At 59.0% G+C, this 18,011-nt stretch carries 12 protein-coding genes; 8 read left to right on the top strand and 4 right to left on the bottom strand.

Features of this window, described 5'->3' with window-relative positions:
- The 3 genes from iscB to CKO36_RS12080 all read right to left on the bottom strand — a co-directional run.
- A partial coding sequence (gene iscB, locus CKO36_RS12090) for an RNA-guided endonuclease IscB (RefSeq protein WP_200284318.1) occupies nt 1–486 on the bottom strand: 486 nt, incomplete at its 3' end.
- Nucleotides 487–840: 354 nt separating this feature from the next.
- Nucleotides 841–1,458 carry an ATP/GTP-binding protein gene (locus CKO36_RS12085; RefSeq protein WP_200284317.1) on the bottom strand — a complete coding sequence of 206 codons (618 nt, stop codon included), beginning with the start codon at nt 1,456–1,458 and terminating at the stop codon, nt 841–843.
- A gap of 14 nt (nt 1,459–1,472) precedes the next feature.
- The gene (locus tag CKO36_RS12080; RefSeq protein WP_200284316.1) at nt 1,473–1,757 is read right to left on the bottom strand and encodes a nicotinamide mononucleotide transporter family protein; all 285 of its coding nucleotides are present in this window, start codon (nt 1,755–1,757) and stop codon (nt 1,473–1,475) included.
- Nucleotides 1,758–2,146: 389 nt separating this feature from the next.
- Between CKO36_RS12080 and CKO36_RS12075 the strand changes: the two genes are divergently transcribed.
- The 4 genes from CKO36_RS12075 to CKO36_RS12060 all read left to right on the top strand — a co-directional run bounded on the left by CKO36_RS12075 (nt 2,147) and on the right by CKO36_RS12060 (nt 5,958).
- On the top strand, nt 2,147–3,412 hold the full coding sequence (locus tag CKO36_RS12075; RefSeq protein WP_200284315.1) for an inorganic phosphate transporter: 1,266 nt from the start codon (nt 2,147–2,149) through the stop codon (nt 3,410–3,412).
- Nucleotides 3,413–3,601: 189 nt separating this feature from the next.
- Nucleotides 3,602–3,742, top strand: coding sequence for a hypothetical protein (locus CKO36_RS12070; protein WP_200284314.1), 141 nt, complete (start codon nt 3,602–3,604; stop codon nt 3,740–3,742).
- Nucleotides 3,743–3,764: 22 nt separating this feature from the next.
- Entirely contained in the window at nt 3,765–4,448 is a 684-nt protein-coding gene (locus CKO36_RS12065; RefSeq protein ID WP_200284313.1) for an NACHT domain-containing protein, read from the top strand.
- Nucleotides 4,435–5,958, top strand: a complete 1,524-nt coding sequence (locus CKO36_RS12060) for a metallophosphoesterase (RefSeq protein ID WP_200284312.1) — start codon at nt 4,435–4,437, stop codon at nt 5,956–5,958. The genes CKO36_RS12065 and CKO36_RS12060 overlap by 14 nt, the downstream gene beginning before the upstream one ends.
- An 85-nt stretch (nt 5,959–6,043) precedes the next feature.
- Here the strand turns inward: CKO36_RS12060 and CKO36_RS12055 are convergent, their stop codons facing one another.
- Nucleotides 6,044–8,767: an HAD-IC family P-type ATPase gene (locus CKO36_RS12055; RefSeq protein WP_200284311.1), complete on the bottom strand. Its 2,724-nt coding sequence runs from the start codon at nt 8,765–8,767 to the stop codon at nt 6,044–6,046.
- Between the two features lie 330 nt (nt 8,768–9,097).
- On the opposite strand from CKO36_RS12055, the gene CKO36_RS12050 reads away from it, so the two are divergent.
- From CKO36_RS12050 to CKO36_RS12035, 4 genes are all read left to right on the top strand, one after another.
- The gene (locus CKO36_RS12050) at nt 9,098–12,109 is read left to right on the top strand and encodes a chemotaxis protein CheB (protein ID WP_200284310.1); all 3,012 of its coding nucleotides are present in this window, start codon (nt 9,098–9,100) and stop codon (nt 12,107–12,109) included.
- Between the two features lie 119 nt (nt 12,110–12,228).
- On the top strand, nt 12,229–15,669 hold the full coding sequence (locus CKO36_RS12045) for an EAL domain-containing protein (RefSeq protein WP_200284309.1): 3,441 nt from the start codon (nt 12,229–12,231) through the stop codon (nt 15,667–15,669).
- A 41-nt stretch (nt 15,670–15,710) separates the two neighbouring features.
- A complete protein-coding gene (locus CKO36_RS12040) occupies nt 15,711–17,294 on the top strand; it encodes an ATP-binding protein (protein ID WP_338053473.1) in 1,584 nt (527 codons plus the stop codon).
- On the top strand, nt 17,294–17,977 hold the full coding sequence (locus CKO36_RS12035) for a response regulator (RefSeq protein WP_200284308.1): 684 nt from the start codon (nt 17,294–17,296) through the stop codon (nt 17,975–17,977). The genes CKO36_RS12040 and CKO36_RS12035 overlap by 1 nt, the downstream gene beginning before the upstream one ends.
- Nucleotides 17,978–18,011 lie beyond the last annotated feature (34 nt).

Below are 18,011 nucleotides of genomic sequence, written 5' to 3'. Positions count from 1 at the left end.
GGGCGCAAGACGCTGCAAACGATTCACCCAGGCCAGCGTCGTGTCCAGCCGATGGCGCAGACTGGGAGCCAGCCAGCCTTGAGGCTTGGTGCGATTGTGACAGCGTGGGGCGCGATGGCGCAGGTTCTTTGAGCGCCGCCTCCGACGGAAGGCACGGCGGGCGGTCAATTGCTCGCGAATTTGGGCGCCACGATGGGTCAGTTCGGCCAACCACAGCACATGTGCCTCACGGCTCACCTCGCCCGTCCCCGTCTCAAGGTCGATGCACTCAAGCTCGCGCACCAAAGCGATTCCGGTCGTCTTGCTGCCCGGATCGAGCGACAGGCGCAGCGGCTGGGTTTCACCGCCGATGCGGTCTTTGAGACGAATGGTGAACGGATGCAATCGCACCACCACCGCTCGCTCGCGTTCCAATAACAGCCGCGCCCGCTTTTCTGAGCAGGGCATCAGGAGTGTTTTCTGTTTGTCTACTACGAAGACAACCATTTTAATTCCTGCCCTTACGGGCCTGGTGACGGGGCTTTGCAGCCCGCTCCCCTCGGGACTTTCTGCAACCGGCTCCTGCCTCGCGGCAGCGATCAAAACCTTCGGCGCTTTGCCTTTCGCCCGCATGATCCTAATCTTCCAGGGGTCCGGAACTGAGGAAGCATCCCGGAGTGGGTCTCAACGACCTGTTGCAAACGTAGCGGGTTTTCACCGCTTTCCCTGGACAACCCAGCTTGTCTTCACAAGCTCCGCCCTTCAGGGCGGGTTAGTTGACTCAGTCCTCTCTCCATATAAACGATGGGATGCGCGCTGCTTGCAGTCCCGCACAAGCACATGTTGGCATCAGCCCAGCTGCTATCTTAGTGGTTGGTACTTGACGAAACCAGAGAGCACTTGACGGACTTGCTGAATCCGTTGCTTGACTGAGCCTGTCAGTATTCGGTAGGGAATGCGCCGACAGGCGAGATCCGCCTGAATGCGTGCCTGAAACAGCTGCCGTTGTCCCGCGCCCGAGCGATCCCAGGTGTCCTGATAGGGGATGTCCGCCGCGCACAGAAATACCAGATCGTAGCGGCGCCCGCTGTCCTCGACCAGCTGATCAAGTCGCGGCAAGGCGCGCTCATGGTAGTACCAGGCAAACACGCGGGTGGTTGAGGCATCGGTATCGATGAACAGAAAGCGGTTGGCTTCGGCGGCCAGATGATCCTCGCGCTCGCGATGCCCTTCGGCGATTTCGACCAATTGCTCCAGGCTCAACCGGCGTGCCTGTTGATGGGCTTCCCAATAGGTGCGGCCGTATTCCGGCATCCACTGGGTCTGGTATGCCTGGGTCCAGGGCTTGGGCCAGGTGACATCGGGGGCGTGATAGGGCATGACCAGCACCTGGCGGTTTTCCGCCAGCGCGGTTTCGATTAGGAGTTGATGTCCCCGGTGCAAGGGGGCGAATTTGCCCAGAACCAGTGCGGTGGTCATGCCGGCACCTTGGCCTAGAGTGGCTCCCGCAGTGCATGGAGCCAGGCGCGCAGCCCCTGGGAAGCCATGACCAGAAAGGCCAGATAGAGCCCGGCGGTCAGCCACAGATCCTTGTACCAGTAAATCCCGATGGCCACCAGATCCACCGCAATCCACAGCTGCCAGAATTCAAGCTTTTTGCGTGCCAGCAACCATTGTGCGGCCAGGCTGGCGGTGGTGGTGAAGGCGTCGGCATAGGGCAGGGCAGCATCGGTGTAATGCGCCTGCCCGCCCGCCATGCAGCCACCAGTACCAGCCATAGAGCTGCATACAGCAGTACCTGGACCAGTCCAGTCAGCCAGCACCAGAGCACCAGATGTTCTGGCGGATGGTCAGCCACACGCACAGAAAGCTGAACAGCACTGCACTGCCTTCCAACAGGCTCATGGGGGGCCAGTGCTGATATCGGGGCTGATAGCGGGGCTGGTGCAGAGATTGGTGCCGGTTGGCCGGGGAGGGAGGAGCATCGGCGGCGTCCTGAGCTTGAGCTGGCAGTTTAGTATCGCGCGGCGGCGAACAGCGAACAAGTAGGCCAGGCGCGGGCTGAAAGCGTAGAATTCAGCCTTGGTGTTGGCGCTGGCTGATGGCGGGCTGACGTCTACACGCTGAATACAACAATTCAAATAAATTTTAGCCTCTCAACAAAACCATGGACATCATCGCTCACCACGGCACCGTCTTAATCGTGCTCGCCATCCTGTTTGGCCTTTACATGACCTGGGGGATTGGCGCCAATGATGTGGCCAACGCCATGGGCACCTCGGTCGGCTCTGGGGCCATCAGCATCAAGCAGGCGATTGTGATCGCCGCGATCTTTGAGTTTGCTGGTGCTTTTGTGGCCGGTGGCAATGTCACCTCGACCATCCGCAAGGGCATTATCGATCCGGAGCCGCTGGTGGCAACGCCGGAGTTGCTGGTCTATGGCATGCTCGCTGCGCTGCTGGCGGCCGCGATCTGGCTGATGATTGCCACCAGCCGCGGCTGGCCGGTGTCAACCACGCATACCATCGTTGGCGCCATCGTCGGCTTCGGGGTCGCCGGCATTGGCATTGATGCGGTGCAATGGACGGCTATTGGTCAGATCGCCGCCAGCTGGATTGTCTCGCCGCTACTCGGAGGACTCCTGGCCTGGCTGCTGATGCTCAGTATTCGCGAGCTGATTTTTAACCGCGACAATCCCTTTGAGAGCGCCAAACGCTGGGGGCCAGTGTATCTGTTTTTGGTGGGCTGGATTGTCAGTCTGGTATCCCTGTTCAAGGGGCTGAAGCATCTGGATTTGCATTGGAGCAATGGCCAAAGCGTTCTGGTTGCGACTGTGATTGGCCTGGTGGTTGCGGTCATGGGCAAGCGGATGATCAATCGGGTGACGGTGGAGACCTCGGCAGATCGGCGCTTGCTGTTTGCCAGTGTCGAGCGGGTGTTCACACCCATGATGCTTTTTACCGCCTGCGCAATGGCCTTTGCGCATGGCTCCAACGATGTGGCCAATGGGATTGGACCCATGGCGGCGGTGGTGTCCATTGTGCAAAGCGGCGGCGAGGTGGCGCAGCAATCGGCGTTGCCGCTATGGGTGCTGGCCATTGGTGGCATTGGCATCGTGGTGGGACTGGCGACCATGGGCTATCGGGTGATGCAAACCATCGGCACCCGCATCACGGAGCTGACCCCGACGCGCGGCTATTGCGCCACTCTGGCGGCGGCGGCAACGGTGGTGCTGGCGTCCAAAACCGGCCTGCCGGTATCGACCACGCATATCTCGGTGGGGGCGGTGATGGGCGTGGGTCTGGCGCGCGGCATCGGTGCGCTGGATTTGCGGGTGATTGGCAACATCATCGTGTCTTGGCTGGTAACCCTACCGGCCGGTGCCTTGTTGGCGGCGGCGTTTTTCTTTGTCTTTAAGGTGATTTTTGGGTGAACTCAACGCGCGCTGTGGATGTGTTCGTCTTGCGAAGCGGCCATGCCAGAGTCGAACCAGTTATCTATACTCAGATGGTATTGAACCCCGTGCCCAATCGGAGGATCTGTCCATGCGCTTGCAAACCCCATTGCAGATTGTCGCTGCCCTGAGCTTCCTGTTCTCGTCAGCCATTCGGACAATGTGGATTTGTCTACCCTCGGCCAAGGGGATCAACACCGCTTCCGCATCGGCGCCACGGCCTATGATTGGGCCAATGACCTGTTGTATGTATTGGAGCTCTATGCCGATGGGGCCAAACCGGTGGTGCATGTTTGGCGGGTGCATTGAGGGTTGAAGAGGAACCTTGGCCATGGTTGATGACTGCAACGGATCGAAGCCATCGACATCACGCCGGATCACCTCGCTGCCTGGACTGCTCCTGAAACCCGCAACCGAGGTGCGCATTCTGCGCCACACCCCCGTCGCCCACTCGGTGCGTTTCAATCAGATTCTTGTGACCGGTCCACCGGGTGCGGGTAAATCGACCTTCATTCGCCATTTGGGCGGATGGCCGGAGGAAGGTTACATTGACCTGACCCAGCGGGGTTGGTGGCGGGCAGAAACGCTCGCCTTGCGCCCCCGGGAGATTCATCTGGGCTTGCCGTTCGTCGGTTGTCCGCAGGCCATGGCCTTGTTTGATGATGCCTGGCTGTGCCACTCGAAAACCTTGCTGCTCGATCTGGCGCGCATCCAGCTTCCAGCGCCCAAGCGTCATCTGTTGGCGGTGGATTGGCTCGGACGTTTTGTCTTTGAGTTCATGCTGCCGCCGCCCGAGCGCATCTACGCCGACCGCTGCATCCGTGCCCGCGAAGGGACGCACCCCGTCGATGAGCGCATCGATCTTGAACAAATCCGAACCCAGGTGGCCATCTATTGCGCCGTCTTTGCGCTCTTTCACCGACACGGCATGCAAGTCTATGTGCGGCAGCGAATCAAAGACCGGCCACTGCGACTGTGTGATCCGCCCATCGGGAATCAAGATGCTCCGGCCTGATGGCGGCAATAAATTTCTGCGGTTTTTCTATGAACTGATTCAGGACATGGAAGACAGCGACGACCAGTCACTGGAAGCCATCTTGCACCTGGGGAAGAAAAAAGTGCGCGTGCCCGAACCCAAGGTGCCGCTGCAAATGCACCTCGGAGGCGAGGATGGCTGTACCCTCCAGTTGAATCCGGAAGTCGTCATGGATGCCGAGGGCCTGTTTGGTTATAACGGACAGTATCTGCTGTTCGATCCGGGCGGCTTTTTCTCGTCCATCAACGGTTTTTTACGGCTGCGTCCTGGTGCTTCTTTGACACTGGGCCGGAAAGACTCTACGCAGCGTCAATTACTGAACTATTCTGCCGCCATTGCCGACAAGCATCTGCGTCTGAAGCTAACGGCGAAAGGAATGTCATTCAAAAACCGGGCACCGAACCGGGGTGTCAGCGTTTGGCCATTGGCGGATCAGGCATCGATTCAGCGCATTGCGCACTGGCGGGAAGACAAGCTTCGGGCACTCGCCCAGCAGCTCCAGGCACCGATCGAAGAGCCGTCCCGCGAAGCCGCCCACGACTTGCTGGAACAGGTCATACAGATCTTGCGCCAGGAGCCGCATCGACTGCGCACCCGCGACGGGCGCAATGGCAGCGTACTGCACTTGCCCAACCGCGCAACGCCGATCATTGTTGGCGATCTGCACGCCTGCATTGACAATTTGCTGGTGGTGCTGACCCAAAATGGCTTTCTTGAAGCGCTCCAACAGGGTACGGCGGTGCTGATTCTGCTGGGCGATGCCGTGCATCCTGACGCACCGGGTCAGGAAGCCCAGATGCAGACGTCCATGTGGATGATGGATCTGATTTTTCGCCTGAAGATCCAATTTCCGGATCGAGTGTTCTACTTGCGTGGCAACCATGACAGCTTTGCCGAGGATATTGGCAAGGGCGGCGTCCCCCAGGGTCTGATCTGGGAGCAAGCACTGATCGAGGCGCGCGGCAAGCGCTACCGCGATGCCATGCAACGGCTCTACAACCGCTTGCCGTATCTGGCCTTCTCATCACATTACATCTGCTGCCATGCCGGCGCGCCGACCATGAAATATTCACGGGCGGATTTGCTCAACGCCTGCCGCAAACCAAAACTACAAGCTCAGCTAACCCGCTTGCGGCCGCGCAACTCCAACAAGCTCGATGGCTACGCCTTCAACGACGTGCGCCGGCTGCGCAAACACCTGCATGTCCCAGCGGATACGCCTTTCATTGTTGGCCATACACTGCGCTCCTCCGATGAAACCGTTTGGCGGGATGCCGGAGGGGTCGAGAATCATTTTGTGTTGTTTGGGGCCAACCCGCACAAAGTCGGAGTCCTCACCCGCATTGGTGGGCAACTGCTGCCCCTGACCTACCCGGTCGAACCCCTGTGGCCAGTGTACAATCGCCTGCTGCATACCGAGCTTACCGCAGGTCGGGAGCAGGTGGAGCATTTGCCGGGACTCTATGAACAGAATGCCGCTGCCGGATAGTGGGCACCACGCGCCCCCGGACTTGCGGGAAAGCAAGTCCGGGGGCGCGTGGATGCAGTGGGCGGCTGTAATGGTGGAGCGGGTGTTATAAGCCAAATTTGGCCAACTGCGCGTTCACTTTGGGGCGCAGGTATTTGTCCGCTTCAATGGCCAGCAGGCTGGGCAGGAAGCACAGCAGGATCAGGGGCCACCAGGTGATCGGAAAATCGGCGGTCTTGAACCAGCTGGCGGTGGAGGGCACGAAGGTTGGGATCAACCGGATGGCGACGCTGCCAGCAACGCCGGCCAGCAGCCATTTGTTGCTGAAGGGGCTGAAGCTGAGTACCGACTGGTGGATGGAGCGCGCCGAGAAGACGTAGCCAAAGTGCGCGAACAAGATGGCCCAGAAGGCCGCAGTCTGTGCCTGGGTCAGCAGCAGGGGATCAGCCAGTTCGCCATTGACCAGCGCCGGGGCGCCAAAGAAGTAGTAAATGCCAAAGCCGGGTAGGGAGATGGCAATGCCCAGCAGAATCACCCGCTGAATAAACAAGCCGTCAATGATGTTGGCCTTGGCATCGCGGGGCGGCTGAGACAGCAGGCCCTGTTCCTTGGGCTCCATCATCAGCGGCAGGGTCAACAGCAGCGAGTCGAGCAGGTTGATCCACAGAATCTGAATCGGTTCCAGCACGAAGCGCTCGCCAAACAGGGGCACGAAGGCGGCCAGCGTAATGGCGCCCATAATCAGCAGCGCCTGGGCGGCATTGGTCGGCAGGGTGTAGAGAATGGCCTTTTGCAGATTTTTCCAGGCGTGGCGGCCTTCTTCGACGGCGGTGATGATGGTGGCAAAGTTGTCATCGGCCAGCACCATGTCGGCGGCCTGACGTGCCACCTCGGTGCCTTCCTGACCCATGGCCACCCCGATGTCAGCCTGCTTGAGGGCCGGGGCGTCGTTGACCCCATCGCCGGTCATAGCCACCACATGACCGTTGGCTTGCAGTGCTTCGGCGATCTGTTGCTTGTGCTCGGGAGCGACACGGGCAAACACTGACACCTGTTCGACCTCCTGACGTAGCTGCGCCGGATCCATGTCGTTCAGTTCGGTGCCGGAGAGCGCCCGCTCGGCGGGGATGCCCAGCTGACCAGCGACAGCCTGGGCGGTCAGCGGGTGGTCGCCGGTAACCATCACGGTGCGAATACCAGCTGATTTGCAGTTGGCTACCGCTTGGATGGCACTTTCCTTGGGGGGGTCGATCATGCCCTGCAAGCCGGCAAAGCACAGATCCTTGAGGTCATCGTGCAGCAGATCGGCATGCTCCGAGGGCATGCGTTTGAAGGCAAAGCCCAGGGTGCGCAGCGCCTGACGGGCAAAACCGCGGGCGGCTTCGAGATAGTCCTCAGGATTGAGTGTTCCCGGTTGGCCTTCGGCATCGGTGGCCTGCGAGCACATTTCTAGCACAATTTCCGGTGCGCCCTTGACGAAGATAAAGCGCTCGCCTTCGTAATCCGCCAGGATCGCCATGTACTTGGTGGAGGAGTCGAAGGGGATCTCCTCAATGCGTTGCAGGCGATCCTTGTCCAGTCTCGCTTTGGCGCCGGAGATCAGCAGGGCGATCTCGGTAGGGTCGCCAATGCTGTGGCCCTCGTCGTTCAGATGCGCGTTGTTGCAGAAAAAGCCGATGTCCAGCAGACGGCGCAGCGCCGGATGGGTGGCAGCATTGATCGTGGCGCCGTCCTGGGAGAAGCTGCCGGTGGTGTCGTAGCCGACCCCTGAGACGCTGACGGCTTGTCCGGCGGCGAAGATGTCGGTGACCGTCATGCGGTTTTCAGTCAGGGTGCCGGTCTTGTCCGAGCAAATCACTGAGGTGGCGCCCAGGGTCTCTGCCGCTGGCAGGTTAGCGACAATGGCGTTTTTACGTGCCATGGCGTTGCTGGATTTGGCCAGTACGGCGGTGACCAGGGCCGGGAGCATTTCCGGAATGGCGGCCACCACCAGGGAGATGGCGCCGAGCAGGCTGTAGGAGATCTGGTAGCCCAGGTAGATGCCGACCACGAAATTCACCGCGCCGATCGCCAGAATGGCGACGATCAGCGTTTTAATGAAACGGGTCAGTTTGCGCTGCAAGGGCGTTGAATGAGCGGCGGCGGCCTTGACCATGCCGGCGATTTCGCCGAAGACGGTGCGGTCGCCGATTTCCACCACCACCGCCTTGGCGGTGCCCTGGGTCAGATAGGTGCCGGAAAAGCCCATGTTCTTCTGGTCACCCGGCACCACTTGGTCGCCATGGATGGGATCGGTGGTTTTGGTAACGGGAACCGATTCGCCGGTCAGAGAGGATTCATCGACCCGCACATTGTGCAGGCGCACGAAACGGACATCGGCGGGAATCTTGTCACCGCCTTCGAGTTCGACGATGTCGCCGGGCACCAGGTCTTTCGAGGGCATGCGCACCAGGCCCTGATCGCGCAGTACCATGCACTCGGGCACCATCATCGACTTGAGCGCCTCAATGGCATTTTCAGCCTTGCCTTCCAGGTAGAAGCCGACGCAGGCATTGAGAAACACCACCGAGATAATGACCATGGTATCAGGCAGCAGATGGGCGCCAAAGAGCGTCAGTAGGCCGGTGACCAGGGCGGTGGCCAGCAGAATCAGCGACATCGGATCCTTGAACTGCTTGAGAAAACGCTGCCAGGCTGGGGTTTTTTTGACGCTGATCAAATTCTCGCCCCAGGTGGCCTGGCGTTGCACCGCTTCCTGCGATGAGAGTCCCTGGTCGTTGGTCTCTAGGGCGGACAGGGTGTCCTCTGCGGTCTTGTTATACCAAAGCACGGTGGTGGTCTCCTGAATAAGGGTTTTTTGATCCGTGTTGATGTCGATTGGGTGGTTGGTTGTTGGGCGCCTTGAGTGTCAAACGGCGCATTGACAATAGCATAGTCATTGGGCCGGCTCGACGCGGCCTCAGCTCTGGCAATGCCTCAATGGTCTTGCTGATGCAATTTATGTCGGTCCATGAGCCTGCAATGGTGCGATAGCAAGCCGGGTGCGACTAACGTATGATGGCAGATCGCATATTGATCACTCACGCTTCTGCATGCATGGGATCCACGCCAACAGGATTGCAACAGTGTCAGGATGTCATCATTGGGGTATAGGAAAGCTATGTCGATTCAGCAAAACCCTGTCATTGATCACGAACCTTCCCAGAATACGGAGTCTTCTCAGCAGACGGTGGCGGTCGTGACTCCAACCGAAGAACCCAGGCAGCGCTATATTGTCGCCATTGGCGCTTCAGCCGGTGGACTCGATGCGCTGGAGCGGTTCTTTCAAGGCTTGCCAGAACGCTCCGGTGCGGCCTATGTGGTCATTCAGCACTTGTCGCCGGATCACAAGAGCATGATGGCGAATCTGCTGGCACGCCACACACCAATGCCAGTGGTGACGGTGGAGGACGGCATGCGCATCGAGCCGGATCGTGTGCATCTGATTCCGCCGGCCAGCATGATGAGCATCGCCAACAACGAGCTGCGTCTGAGCCCCAAAAATCCGCGCGGGCTGACCCTGCCGATTGACTTGTTCTTTACCGCCCTGGCGCGTGAATACGGCAAATACTCCATCGGTGTGGTGCTGTCCGGCACTGGCTCGGATGGCACGCGCGGGGCGGTGGCTATCAATGATGCGGGGGGGTTTTTGCTTGCACAGGAACCCGAATCGGCCAAGTTCGATGGTATGCCGCGCAGCGCCATTGCCACCGGCCTGGTCGATGCGATTCTGCCGCCGGATGAACTCGCGCCGCGCATTCTCGATCATATCAGCCAGGTTTCACGTATCAACATACGCGGGCCGCGTGCGGTGGTCGGTTATGACAAGGACAGCGCACTCGAAGAGGCGATGCACCTGCTCTATAACCAGGGCGGGATCAATTTCCGTGAATACAAACCAGCGACGGTGATGCGGCGCATTGAGCGGCGCATGCAAGTGCGCCATGTGCCGGATCTGGCCAACTATGCGCGCCTGCTCGATGGCGATCGCACGGAACTCAATGCGTTACGCCGCGAACTGCTGATTCCGGTGACCAATTTCTTCCGCGATCCGGAAGCCTTTGAGACCCTGGCGCAGAGCGCGATACAGAATATCGTGCAGGAGCGTGGCGAGGCTCAGGCGATTCGGGTCTGGGTACCCGGCACCTCCACCGGTGAGGAAGCCTATAGCCTGGCTATTCTGTTTGCCGAGACCTTCGAGCGCACCAAGCGTTGGCCAAACTTCAAGCTGTTTGCGACCGATGTTGAACAGCATAATGTGGATGTCGGTAGTGCTGGGGTCTTCTCCGAGGCCATTACCGCTGAGGTGTCTCCAGAGCGGCTGGAACGCTGGTTCTACAAGCGTGGCAATCATTTCGTTGTCAAGACCGAAATCCGCCAGAACATTGTGTTTGCAAGGCACAATCTGTTGGAAGACCCACCCTTTACCCGCATGGATCTGGTGTCCTGCCGCAATTTGCTGATCTACTTCCGCGCCGAGGCCCAGGAGCGGGCGTTGCGGCGCTTGCAATACGCACTGGCACCGGGCGGCTTCATGTTCTTGGGGTCCAGCGAGACACTGGGTAACTTGCAGGCGGACTTCACCGCCGTCAGTTCCAAATACAAAATATTCCGCATTCTGCGCCATGTGTCCCTACCGTTGGATGCAGCCTCCTCGTCGCTGGGACGCTTGTCGAGCACCACTGGCAAGCCGCGCCCGGTGGTTAACAAATCCGGTCGTTCCACCACCGATGCTGTGGCGATTGATACCGGTCAGTCGGTCCTCTTGCGCAGCTATGCTCCCAATACCCTGCTGCTGAATTCCAGCAATGAATTGCTGCATGTGTTTGGCGAAGTCGGGCGCTATCTGCGTTTTGGCGAGGGATCGGTGTCGCTGAATTTGACCAAATTGCTGCCGCAGCAAATTGCCCCTGTCGCGCAGGCCCTGCTGCACAAAGCTTTGCGTAGCAACGAGCCATTACGTTCCGATGTGCTCACCTTGGATTTCCCCAATGGGGACACCGAGCGTCTGCGCCTGGTGGTGCGCCGGGTGGATATCGATCAGCGCGAGCCTTATCTGCTGCTGTCTTTTGAGCCCCATATCGCCGATTCACCCAAGGTGTCGCATTCCAGCGGCATGGAAACCATGGACATGAATCGCGAGACCACGGATCGGGTCGAGACGCTGGAGCGCGAACTGGCTGCCACCCGCGAGAGCTTGCAAGCGACCATTGAGGAACTGGAAACCGCCAATGAGGAATTGCAAGCCACCAATGAAGAACTCATGGCGTCGAATGAAGAATTGCAAAGCTCGAATGAAGAATTGCAATCAGTCAACGAGGAACTCTACACCGTCAATGCCGAGAATCAGGAGAAGATCGAGATTCTTAATCGTCTGAATGCCGATCTCGATGGCATGGCCAAGGCGGCGGCTATTGCCACGGTCTTTGTCGATTCTGATCTGCGCATGACCCGCTTCACGCCCGAAGCCACCGGCTTGTTTAAAATTCGCGATGGCGATCTGGGGCGCCATATTGATGATTTCAGCAATTTGCTGAACTATCCTTCCTTTATCGATGAGTTGGGTAAAACCATTGCCAGTGGTGAGATGTTGCAGCGGGAGATTACGGCCGGCAACGGTCGTATTTATCTAGTGCGGGTGCTGCCCTATGCGGTGCGTCGCGGCGACCCGCGTGGGGCTGTGGCCACCTTTATTGATGTGACCACCTTGCATGATATCAAGCGCTTGCAGGCTGTGCTCGACTCGCTGCCCGAAAGTGTCGCGGTATTAAATTCGGCCGGTGAGATTACCATGGTCAATGAAGCCTGGCGCAGTAATGCACTCGACGCTGGCAAACAGTGCCTGTGCCAGCATGGCGTGGGCACCAACTATCTTGGGGCCTGTGGCAGCGATCATGGAGCGGGGTTTGATAATCGCTTTGTTCAGGAGGCTTGTGTAGGAATTGAGTCGGTGTTGTCAGGAGAGAAAAACAGCTTTTCGCTGGAATACCAGTGCGGTGAAGATGATCAATTGCATGTTTTTGTGATGCATGCCTCGCCGATTCGTCATCCGGCCGGGGGGTTGATTATCAGTCATGTTGATTTGACCCAATCCCTGCAAGATCACCACCGTGCAAATTCGAATGCGTGCTAATAAGCTGCTTGGTAAGACAGCTTGGATAGCGCGCGCCTGAGGGATATCGCTGGTGGTTGTTGCAGGATTATACCAACAGGATGCGCTTTGCCTGATGGCTTTGCTTACGGGGCGATTCAATGAGCCATATTGATCGAACGTTCAAATTCACGGATGAAGGAGCCAATGTTGAAATCGCCCAGGATTTGCGCGAACAGGCGCTAAAAGCGTTACGCGAGGGGCGATTTGATTTGGCCGAAGAGGCGCTCGCACGCAGCGAGTTGACTCTGGAGTCGGTCGTCGAGAATCTCCGCATCTATCATGCCGAGCTGCTGATCCAGAACGAAGAACTGCGCCGCAGCGAACACGAGCGTGCGGAACTGCTGACACGCTTTACCACCTTCTTCAATTCGCTTCCCATTTCCGAGCTGATTGTCGATGCGCAGGGGCTAATCATGGAGGCCAACCCGGAAGCCAGCCGGGTGTTTGCCCTCAAGCCAACGCATTTACATCAGCATTTCTTTGTACGCCTGGTCGATGTGCAGGACCGCCCCCTGTTGATTCGCGCTTGGTCCCGTCTGGATGCCGATCAATCCATCGTTTTGAAAAAGCTGCGGTTTTGCAGCGATGGCGAGCATCCCTTCATTGGCGATCTGCACATTGCGCGGCTGAGTTTCGAGCACGATGATCGTCGGCGATTGCTGTGTGCGGTGCTCGACCGCACGGAAGAAGAAAAGCATCGTCGTGAACTCAGTGCCGCCAGCGAAAGCCTGCGCGACAGCGAAGAACGCTACCGGGTGCTGGCCGAGTTCAGCCCGGACTGGGAGTACTGGTCGGGGGTTGATGGTGATTTACTCTATGTCTCGCCGGCCTGCGAGACGATCACAGGGTTTCCGGCCGATGAGTTCATTAGCGATCCCAATCTGCTTGAACGCTTGATTCATATTGATGACCGACCAAGATGGCGGGCTCACTTTAACCACGAACAGGCCGAACCCGAGAGCGGTCAGCTACGGTTGGAGTTCAGAATTTTTGACCGGGCCGGCACGCTGCACTGGATCGAGCATATTTGTGCGCCGGTGCTGGGGGCGGACGGACAGGATCTTGGCCGCCGCGGTGTCAACCGCGACATTACCGAGCGCAAGCTGGCCGAGGAGGCGCGTGCGCGCAGTGATGCACTGTTACGCGCCACCGGGCGCATGGCGCGCGTCGGCGGTTGGGAACTGGAGGCCAGCGATGACACGCTTCTGTGGACGGATGTGACGCGCGACATTTGCCAAGTGGATGCGGATTTTATCCCCACCTTGACGGGGTTCATCGGGCTGGTGCATGCCGAGGATCGTGATCAACTGCAACAGGCGATTGAGCGTGGACTGCGCGAAGGGATTGACTTCGACCTTGAGGTTCGGCTGACCACCGCCACTGACCAGGGCTGGTGGGTCAAAATTGCCGGCGATCCTGTGTATCGGCAAGGCAGCATCGCTAAGCTGATTGGTTCCATACAGGATATTCATGAGCGGGTGCTGGCCGATAACGCGCTGCGCGAACGCGAACTCCAGTATCGGGCGCTGTTTGAATCGGCCAGCGATGGCTTGAGTTTGTTGGTCGATGGGCACTTTACTAAGTTTAACCAGGCGGCCGTGCGCATGCTGGGGTATAGCGACGATTCTGCGTTGCTTGGCTCCTGTCCCTGGGATATTTCCCCTGCACTGCAAGCTGACGGGCAATCCTCGCTCAGCAAGGCTCAGGCGCTGATGCAGCAGGCCTTTGAGGCCGGTTCCGTCCATACGTATTGGGATCATCAGCGGGCCGACGGCAGTTTGATCACGGTGGAACTCAATCTGAGCCGGATTGAGTTGCAGGGACAACCAGCGCTCTTTGCTACCTGTCGTGACATGACCGATGAATACGCGGCGCGGGAACGTGACATGCGGGCGCAAAGCGTCTTTGAAAAGACGTCCGAAGGCATTATTTATACTGATGCCGAAGTGCGTATTTTAATGGTGAATCCAGCTTTCACCGCGATTACCGGCTACCGTGAGGAAGAGGTTGTGGGTGAAAATCCGCATATCCTCAAATCGGGCCGGCATGATGAAGCCTTTTATCAGGCGATGTGGGCTTCCATCGCCGAGACCGGCACATGGCGCGGTGAGTTTTGGAATCGGCGCAAGAATGGCGAGATTTATCCGCAGCAATCGACCATCAGCGCGGTTTATAACGACGCTCGGGAGTTGACCGGCTATATTGGCGTCTTTGGCGACCTGAGCAGTCTGCGGCGCTCGGAAGAAGCGCTGTATCGATTGGCACATCATGATGTTCTGACTGGCTTGCCCAACCGAACCCTGCTGCGCGCAAGCCTGGAACAGTCCGTAGCGCGCGTCAGGCGCAGCGGCGAGTCGCTGGCGTTGCTGGTGCTTGATCTGGATCTGTTTAAAAACGTCAATGATTCGCTTGGGCATCAGGTGGGGGATTATCTGTTGCAGCAGGTGGCCGTTGAGATGCAAAACACCCTCGGTATGGCCTGTCTGATCTCCCGGGTCGGGGGCGATGAGTTCATTGTGGTGGCCGAGGATTTGGCCGATCCCAGCGACGCGGCGCGGCTGGCCACGCGGATTCTGGACTGTTTTGCCAAGCCCTTTGTCGCTGATGGCAGCGAGCTGTTTATCACAGCCAGCATTGGGATCAGTCTGTTCCCGGCCGATGCCGACAGCATTGACGAGTTGCTTAGTCATGGCGATCTGGCCATGTATCAGGCCAAGGAAAGCGGGCGTAATACCTATCGCTTTTTTGAGGCGGCCATGACCACTGGGGTCAATGAGCGTTTGCGCCTGGAAACCGCCCTGCGCAGTGCGCTGGCGCGCGATCAGCTGTGGCTGGCCTATCAGCCGCAGCTGTCGTTCCGCGATGAATCCCTGGTGGGTGTGGAGGCGTTGCTGCGTTGGAATCATCCGGAATTCGGTCCGGTGTCTCCCGGAGTGTTCATTCCGATTGCCGAAGAAGTTGGCCTGATCCGCGAGCTGGGTGATTGGGTGCTGCAGCAGGGCATCCAACAGTTGGCAGCCTGGGATCGGGACGGCGTTCGGGTGCCGCGCATGGCCATCAATCTGTCGATGCACCAGCTCGAAAGCGCGGATCTGGTTGCGCAAGTGCAAGCTGAACTTAAGCGTCACGGCGTTGCACCGCAGCGACTCGAACTCGAAGTGACCGAATCCATGCTGATGCGCAATGCCGAACAGGTGACGGCGCATCTCCAGGCCTTGCGCGACATGGGCGTCCATCTGGCCATTGATGACTTTGGCGCCGGCTATTCATCGCTGCGTTACTTAAAACGCCTGCCCATCCAGCGGCTGAAGATTGACCGCAGCTTTGTTGAGCATCTGACCCAGGATGCCAATGATGATGCCATCGCGCGCGCGATTATTGCGCTGGGCCTTAATCTGGGCCTGACCGTGCTGGCCGAAGGGGTGGAAACCCGTGCGCAGGCCGATTTTCTCATTGGCGAAGGCTGCCATGAGGTGCAGGGCTTTTTGTTCGGTCGCCCGGTGCCGCCGGCTGAGATTGCCCAGCGCGAGCGAACTTGAGCGGATTTCTGACCGGGTCGACCAGTCTGCGCAGCCCACGCGTGGCTGAGTTGTTGCTGTCGGCGCGTCTGCTTGGGCCGCTGATTTTGCTGCCGGTTGCGCTGCTGCTGGCGGTGGTCGTGGTGATGCTCCAGTGGTTGAGCGCGCCAGCGGCTGTGGGGGCGGTGTGGCCGTTGTTGCTGCTCAGCGTGCTGGGGGTGGCACTGCTGGCGGTGCTGGTGCTGGTGCGACGCTTGGGCAGTCAGCTGCTGCGCCCACTGGCGAATCTCGAGGACTCGGTGGCGCGGGTGTGTCAAGGCGAACCCGGTGCCAGTGAGTCTCTGCGCCATGCCGGAGTGCTGGCGCGCATGGCGCGCGACATTGGCAGCTTGAATGCGGAATTGACCGATCTCTATGAAGACATGGATGCCCGGGTGGCGCGTCAGACCACCCGGCTGGCACAAAAAACCGCTTCGCTGAAAATTCTCTACGATGTCGCTGCCGGCGTCACGGCCGCCGACAGCCTGGATGACATGCTGCTGCACTTCCTGCGGGTACTGAAGGAAATGGTCAATGGTCGCGCCGCGGCGGTGCGCTTGGTCATGCCCGACGGGCAGCAGCGTCTGATTGGCTCCATCGGCCTAGACAACGATCTGATTGCCGGCACGGCTAAATCACCGGTGGATCTGTGTCTCTGCGGGACGGCACTGGTGCCGGGTGAGATCCTCTGCGATCACGATGCACGCTATTGTTCGCGCATTTATGGGCGGCAAATGTTCGGCAGCGATGAAATCGAGGTGGTTACAGTGCCGCTCAAGCACCATGATGAGCTGTTTGGTGCCTATACCATTTTTGTGGATCGCCCGGGGGTGTCGGTGCGTGAGGATATTCTGGAATTGCTGCGCACCATGGGGCAACACATCGGCGTGGCCATCGCCAAACAGCGCTCCGATGAGGAGGCACGGCGCTTGTCCATTGTCGAGGAGCGCAGCAGCCTGGCTCATGAGTTGCACGATTCCTTGGCACAGACGCTGGCGAGTCTGCGCCTAAAGGTGCGCATGCTTGGAGATGCGTTGGTGGATGTGCAACTGCCACAGGATGCCCGGGTCGATCTTAATCGCCTGCGCAATGGCATTGATGAAGCCCATAGCGAATTGCGCGAGCTGTTGGCGAGTTTTCGCGCTCCGCTGGTACGGCGCGGTCTGTGCCCAGCGTTGGAACAGCTCGCGCAGCGCTTTCGCCAGGAGACCACCATCGCCACCTTTTTTCAGGCCAATTGCCGTCCGTTCGATCTTTCCGCAGCGGCTGAGTTGCATATTCTGCGCATTGCCCAGGAGGCGCTGAATAATGTGCGCAAGCACGCTGATGCCCAAACTGTGCGCATTCTGTTGCTGCACGAGCCCGATGATCGTGCTGTACTCTTAGTCGAGGATGATGGCGTGGGCTTCACCCAGTTGCAACACCATGGCCCGCCAGGTGAGCATATCGGTTTGTCGATTCTGGAGGAGCGTGCGCGGCGCATTGGGGCCGAGTTAACCATCGAGACTGAGCCGGGGGAGGGCACCCGGGTGGAGCTGTGTTTTCGTACCGGCAAGGGCGTCGGTGGATCTGACCAGCGCACCCAGGCGCCGCAGCAGGTGGTCTGATGCGCGTGTTGTTGATTGATGATCATGCCTTGTTTCGGGTCGGCCTGCTGGAGCTGCTGGAGCGGCGTGGCATTGAGGTCATTGATGCGGTGGGTGATTGGCAGATCGGTCTGCAACTGGCGCGTGACTGCGGGCCAGATGTGGTGTTGCTGGATTTGCGCATGCCGGGTCTGGGCGGCATTGATGTGCTGCGGCGGATGCGCGCAGAGGGCATTGAGCGGCAGGTGGCCATGCTGACTACCAGTACTGACGAGCAGGATTTGATTCAGTCTCTGCAAGCCGGTGCCAATGGGTATTTGCTCAAGGATATGGAGCCGGATGAATTGGTGGCAGCATTGAGCGATATCCTTGCCGGTGAGACGGTGGTTGCGAAAGAATTGACCGGCGTGTTGGCGCGGGCGGTGCGGGAGGAAAAAACCGTACCGGAAAAAGCACCACGGTTTTCTGATCTCACCCCACGGGAGATGGAAATCCTCTGCCAACTGGCCGGTGGACTGAGCAACAAAGCCATCGCGCGGGCGTTGGGCATCAGCGACGGGACAGTGAAGCTGCATGTCAAAGCCATTTTGCGCAAGCTTGAAGTGCGCTCGCGGGTCGAGGCGGCGGTTATTGCTGTTGAGCGCGGCCTGTGCTCAGAGCCGCCTCCGGCGTCGGTGGCTGATCAGACCGCTGGTCCCTTCTGAAGTCACGATCCTTTGCTGGATACTCTGTGCTGAA

Source organism: Rhabdochromatium marinum, from assembly GCF_016583795.1.
Taxonomy (GTDB): Bacteria; Pseudomonadota; Gammaproteobacteria; order Chromatiales; family Chromatiaceae; genus Rhabdochromatium; species Rhabdochromatium marinum.
The sequence above is the reverse complement of the archived record's forward strand: the minus strand, read 5'-3'. Positions and strand labels throughout refer to the sequence as shown.

Coding starts and splice junctions, on each gene's coding strand:
- CKO36_RS12065 (WP_200284313.1), top strand. CDS start 3,765: ATGGTTGATGACTGCAACGGATCGAAGCCATCGACATCACGCCGGATC.
- CKO36_RS12035 (WP_200284308.1), top strand. CDS start 17,294: ATGCGCGTGTTGTTGATTGATGATCATGCCTTGTTTCGGGTCGGCCTG.
- CKO36_RS12080 (WP_200284316.1), bottom strand. CDS start 1,757: ATGGCTGGTACTGGTGGCTGCATGGCGGGCGGGCAGGCGCATTACACC.
- CKO36_RS12045 (WP_200284309.1), top strand. CDS start 12,229: ATGAGCCATATTGATCGAACGTTCAAATTCACGGATGAAGGAGCCAAT.
- CKO36_RS12085 (WP_200284317.1), bottom strand. CDS start 1,458: ATGACCACCGCACTGGTTCTGGGCAAATTCGCCCCCTTGCACCGGGGA.
- CKO36_RS12075 (WP_200284315.1), top strand. CDS start 2,147: ATGGACATCATCGCTCACCACGGCACCGTCTTAATCGTGCTCGCCATC.
- CKO36_RS12050 (WP_200284310.1), top strand. CDS start 9,098: ATGTCGATTCAGCAAAACCCTGTCATTGATCACGAACCTTCCCAGAAT.
- CKO36_RS12060 (WP_200284312.1), top strand. CDS start 4,435: ATGCTCCGGCCTGATGGCGGCAATAAATTTCTGCGGTTTTTCTATGAA.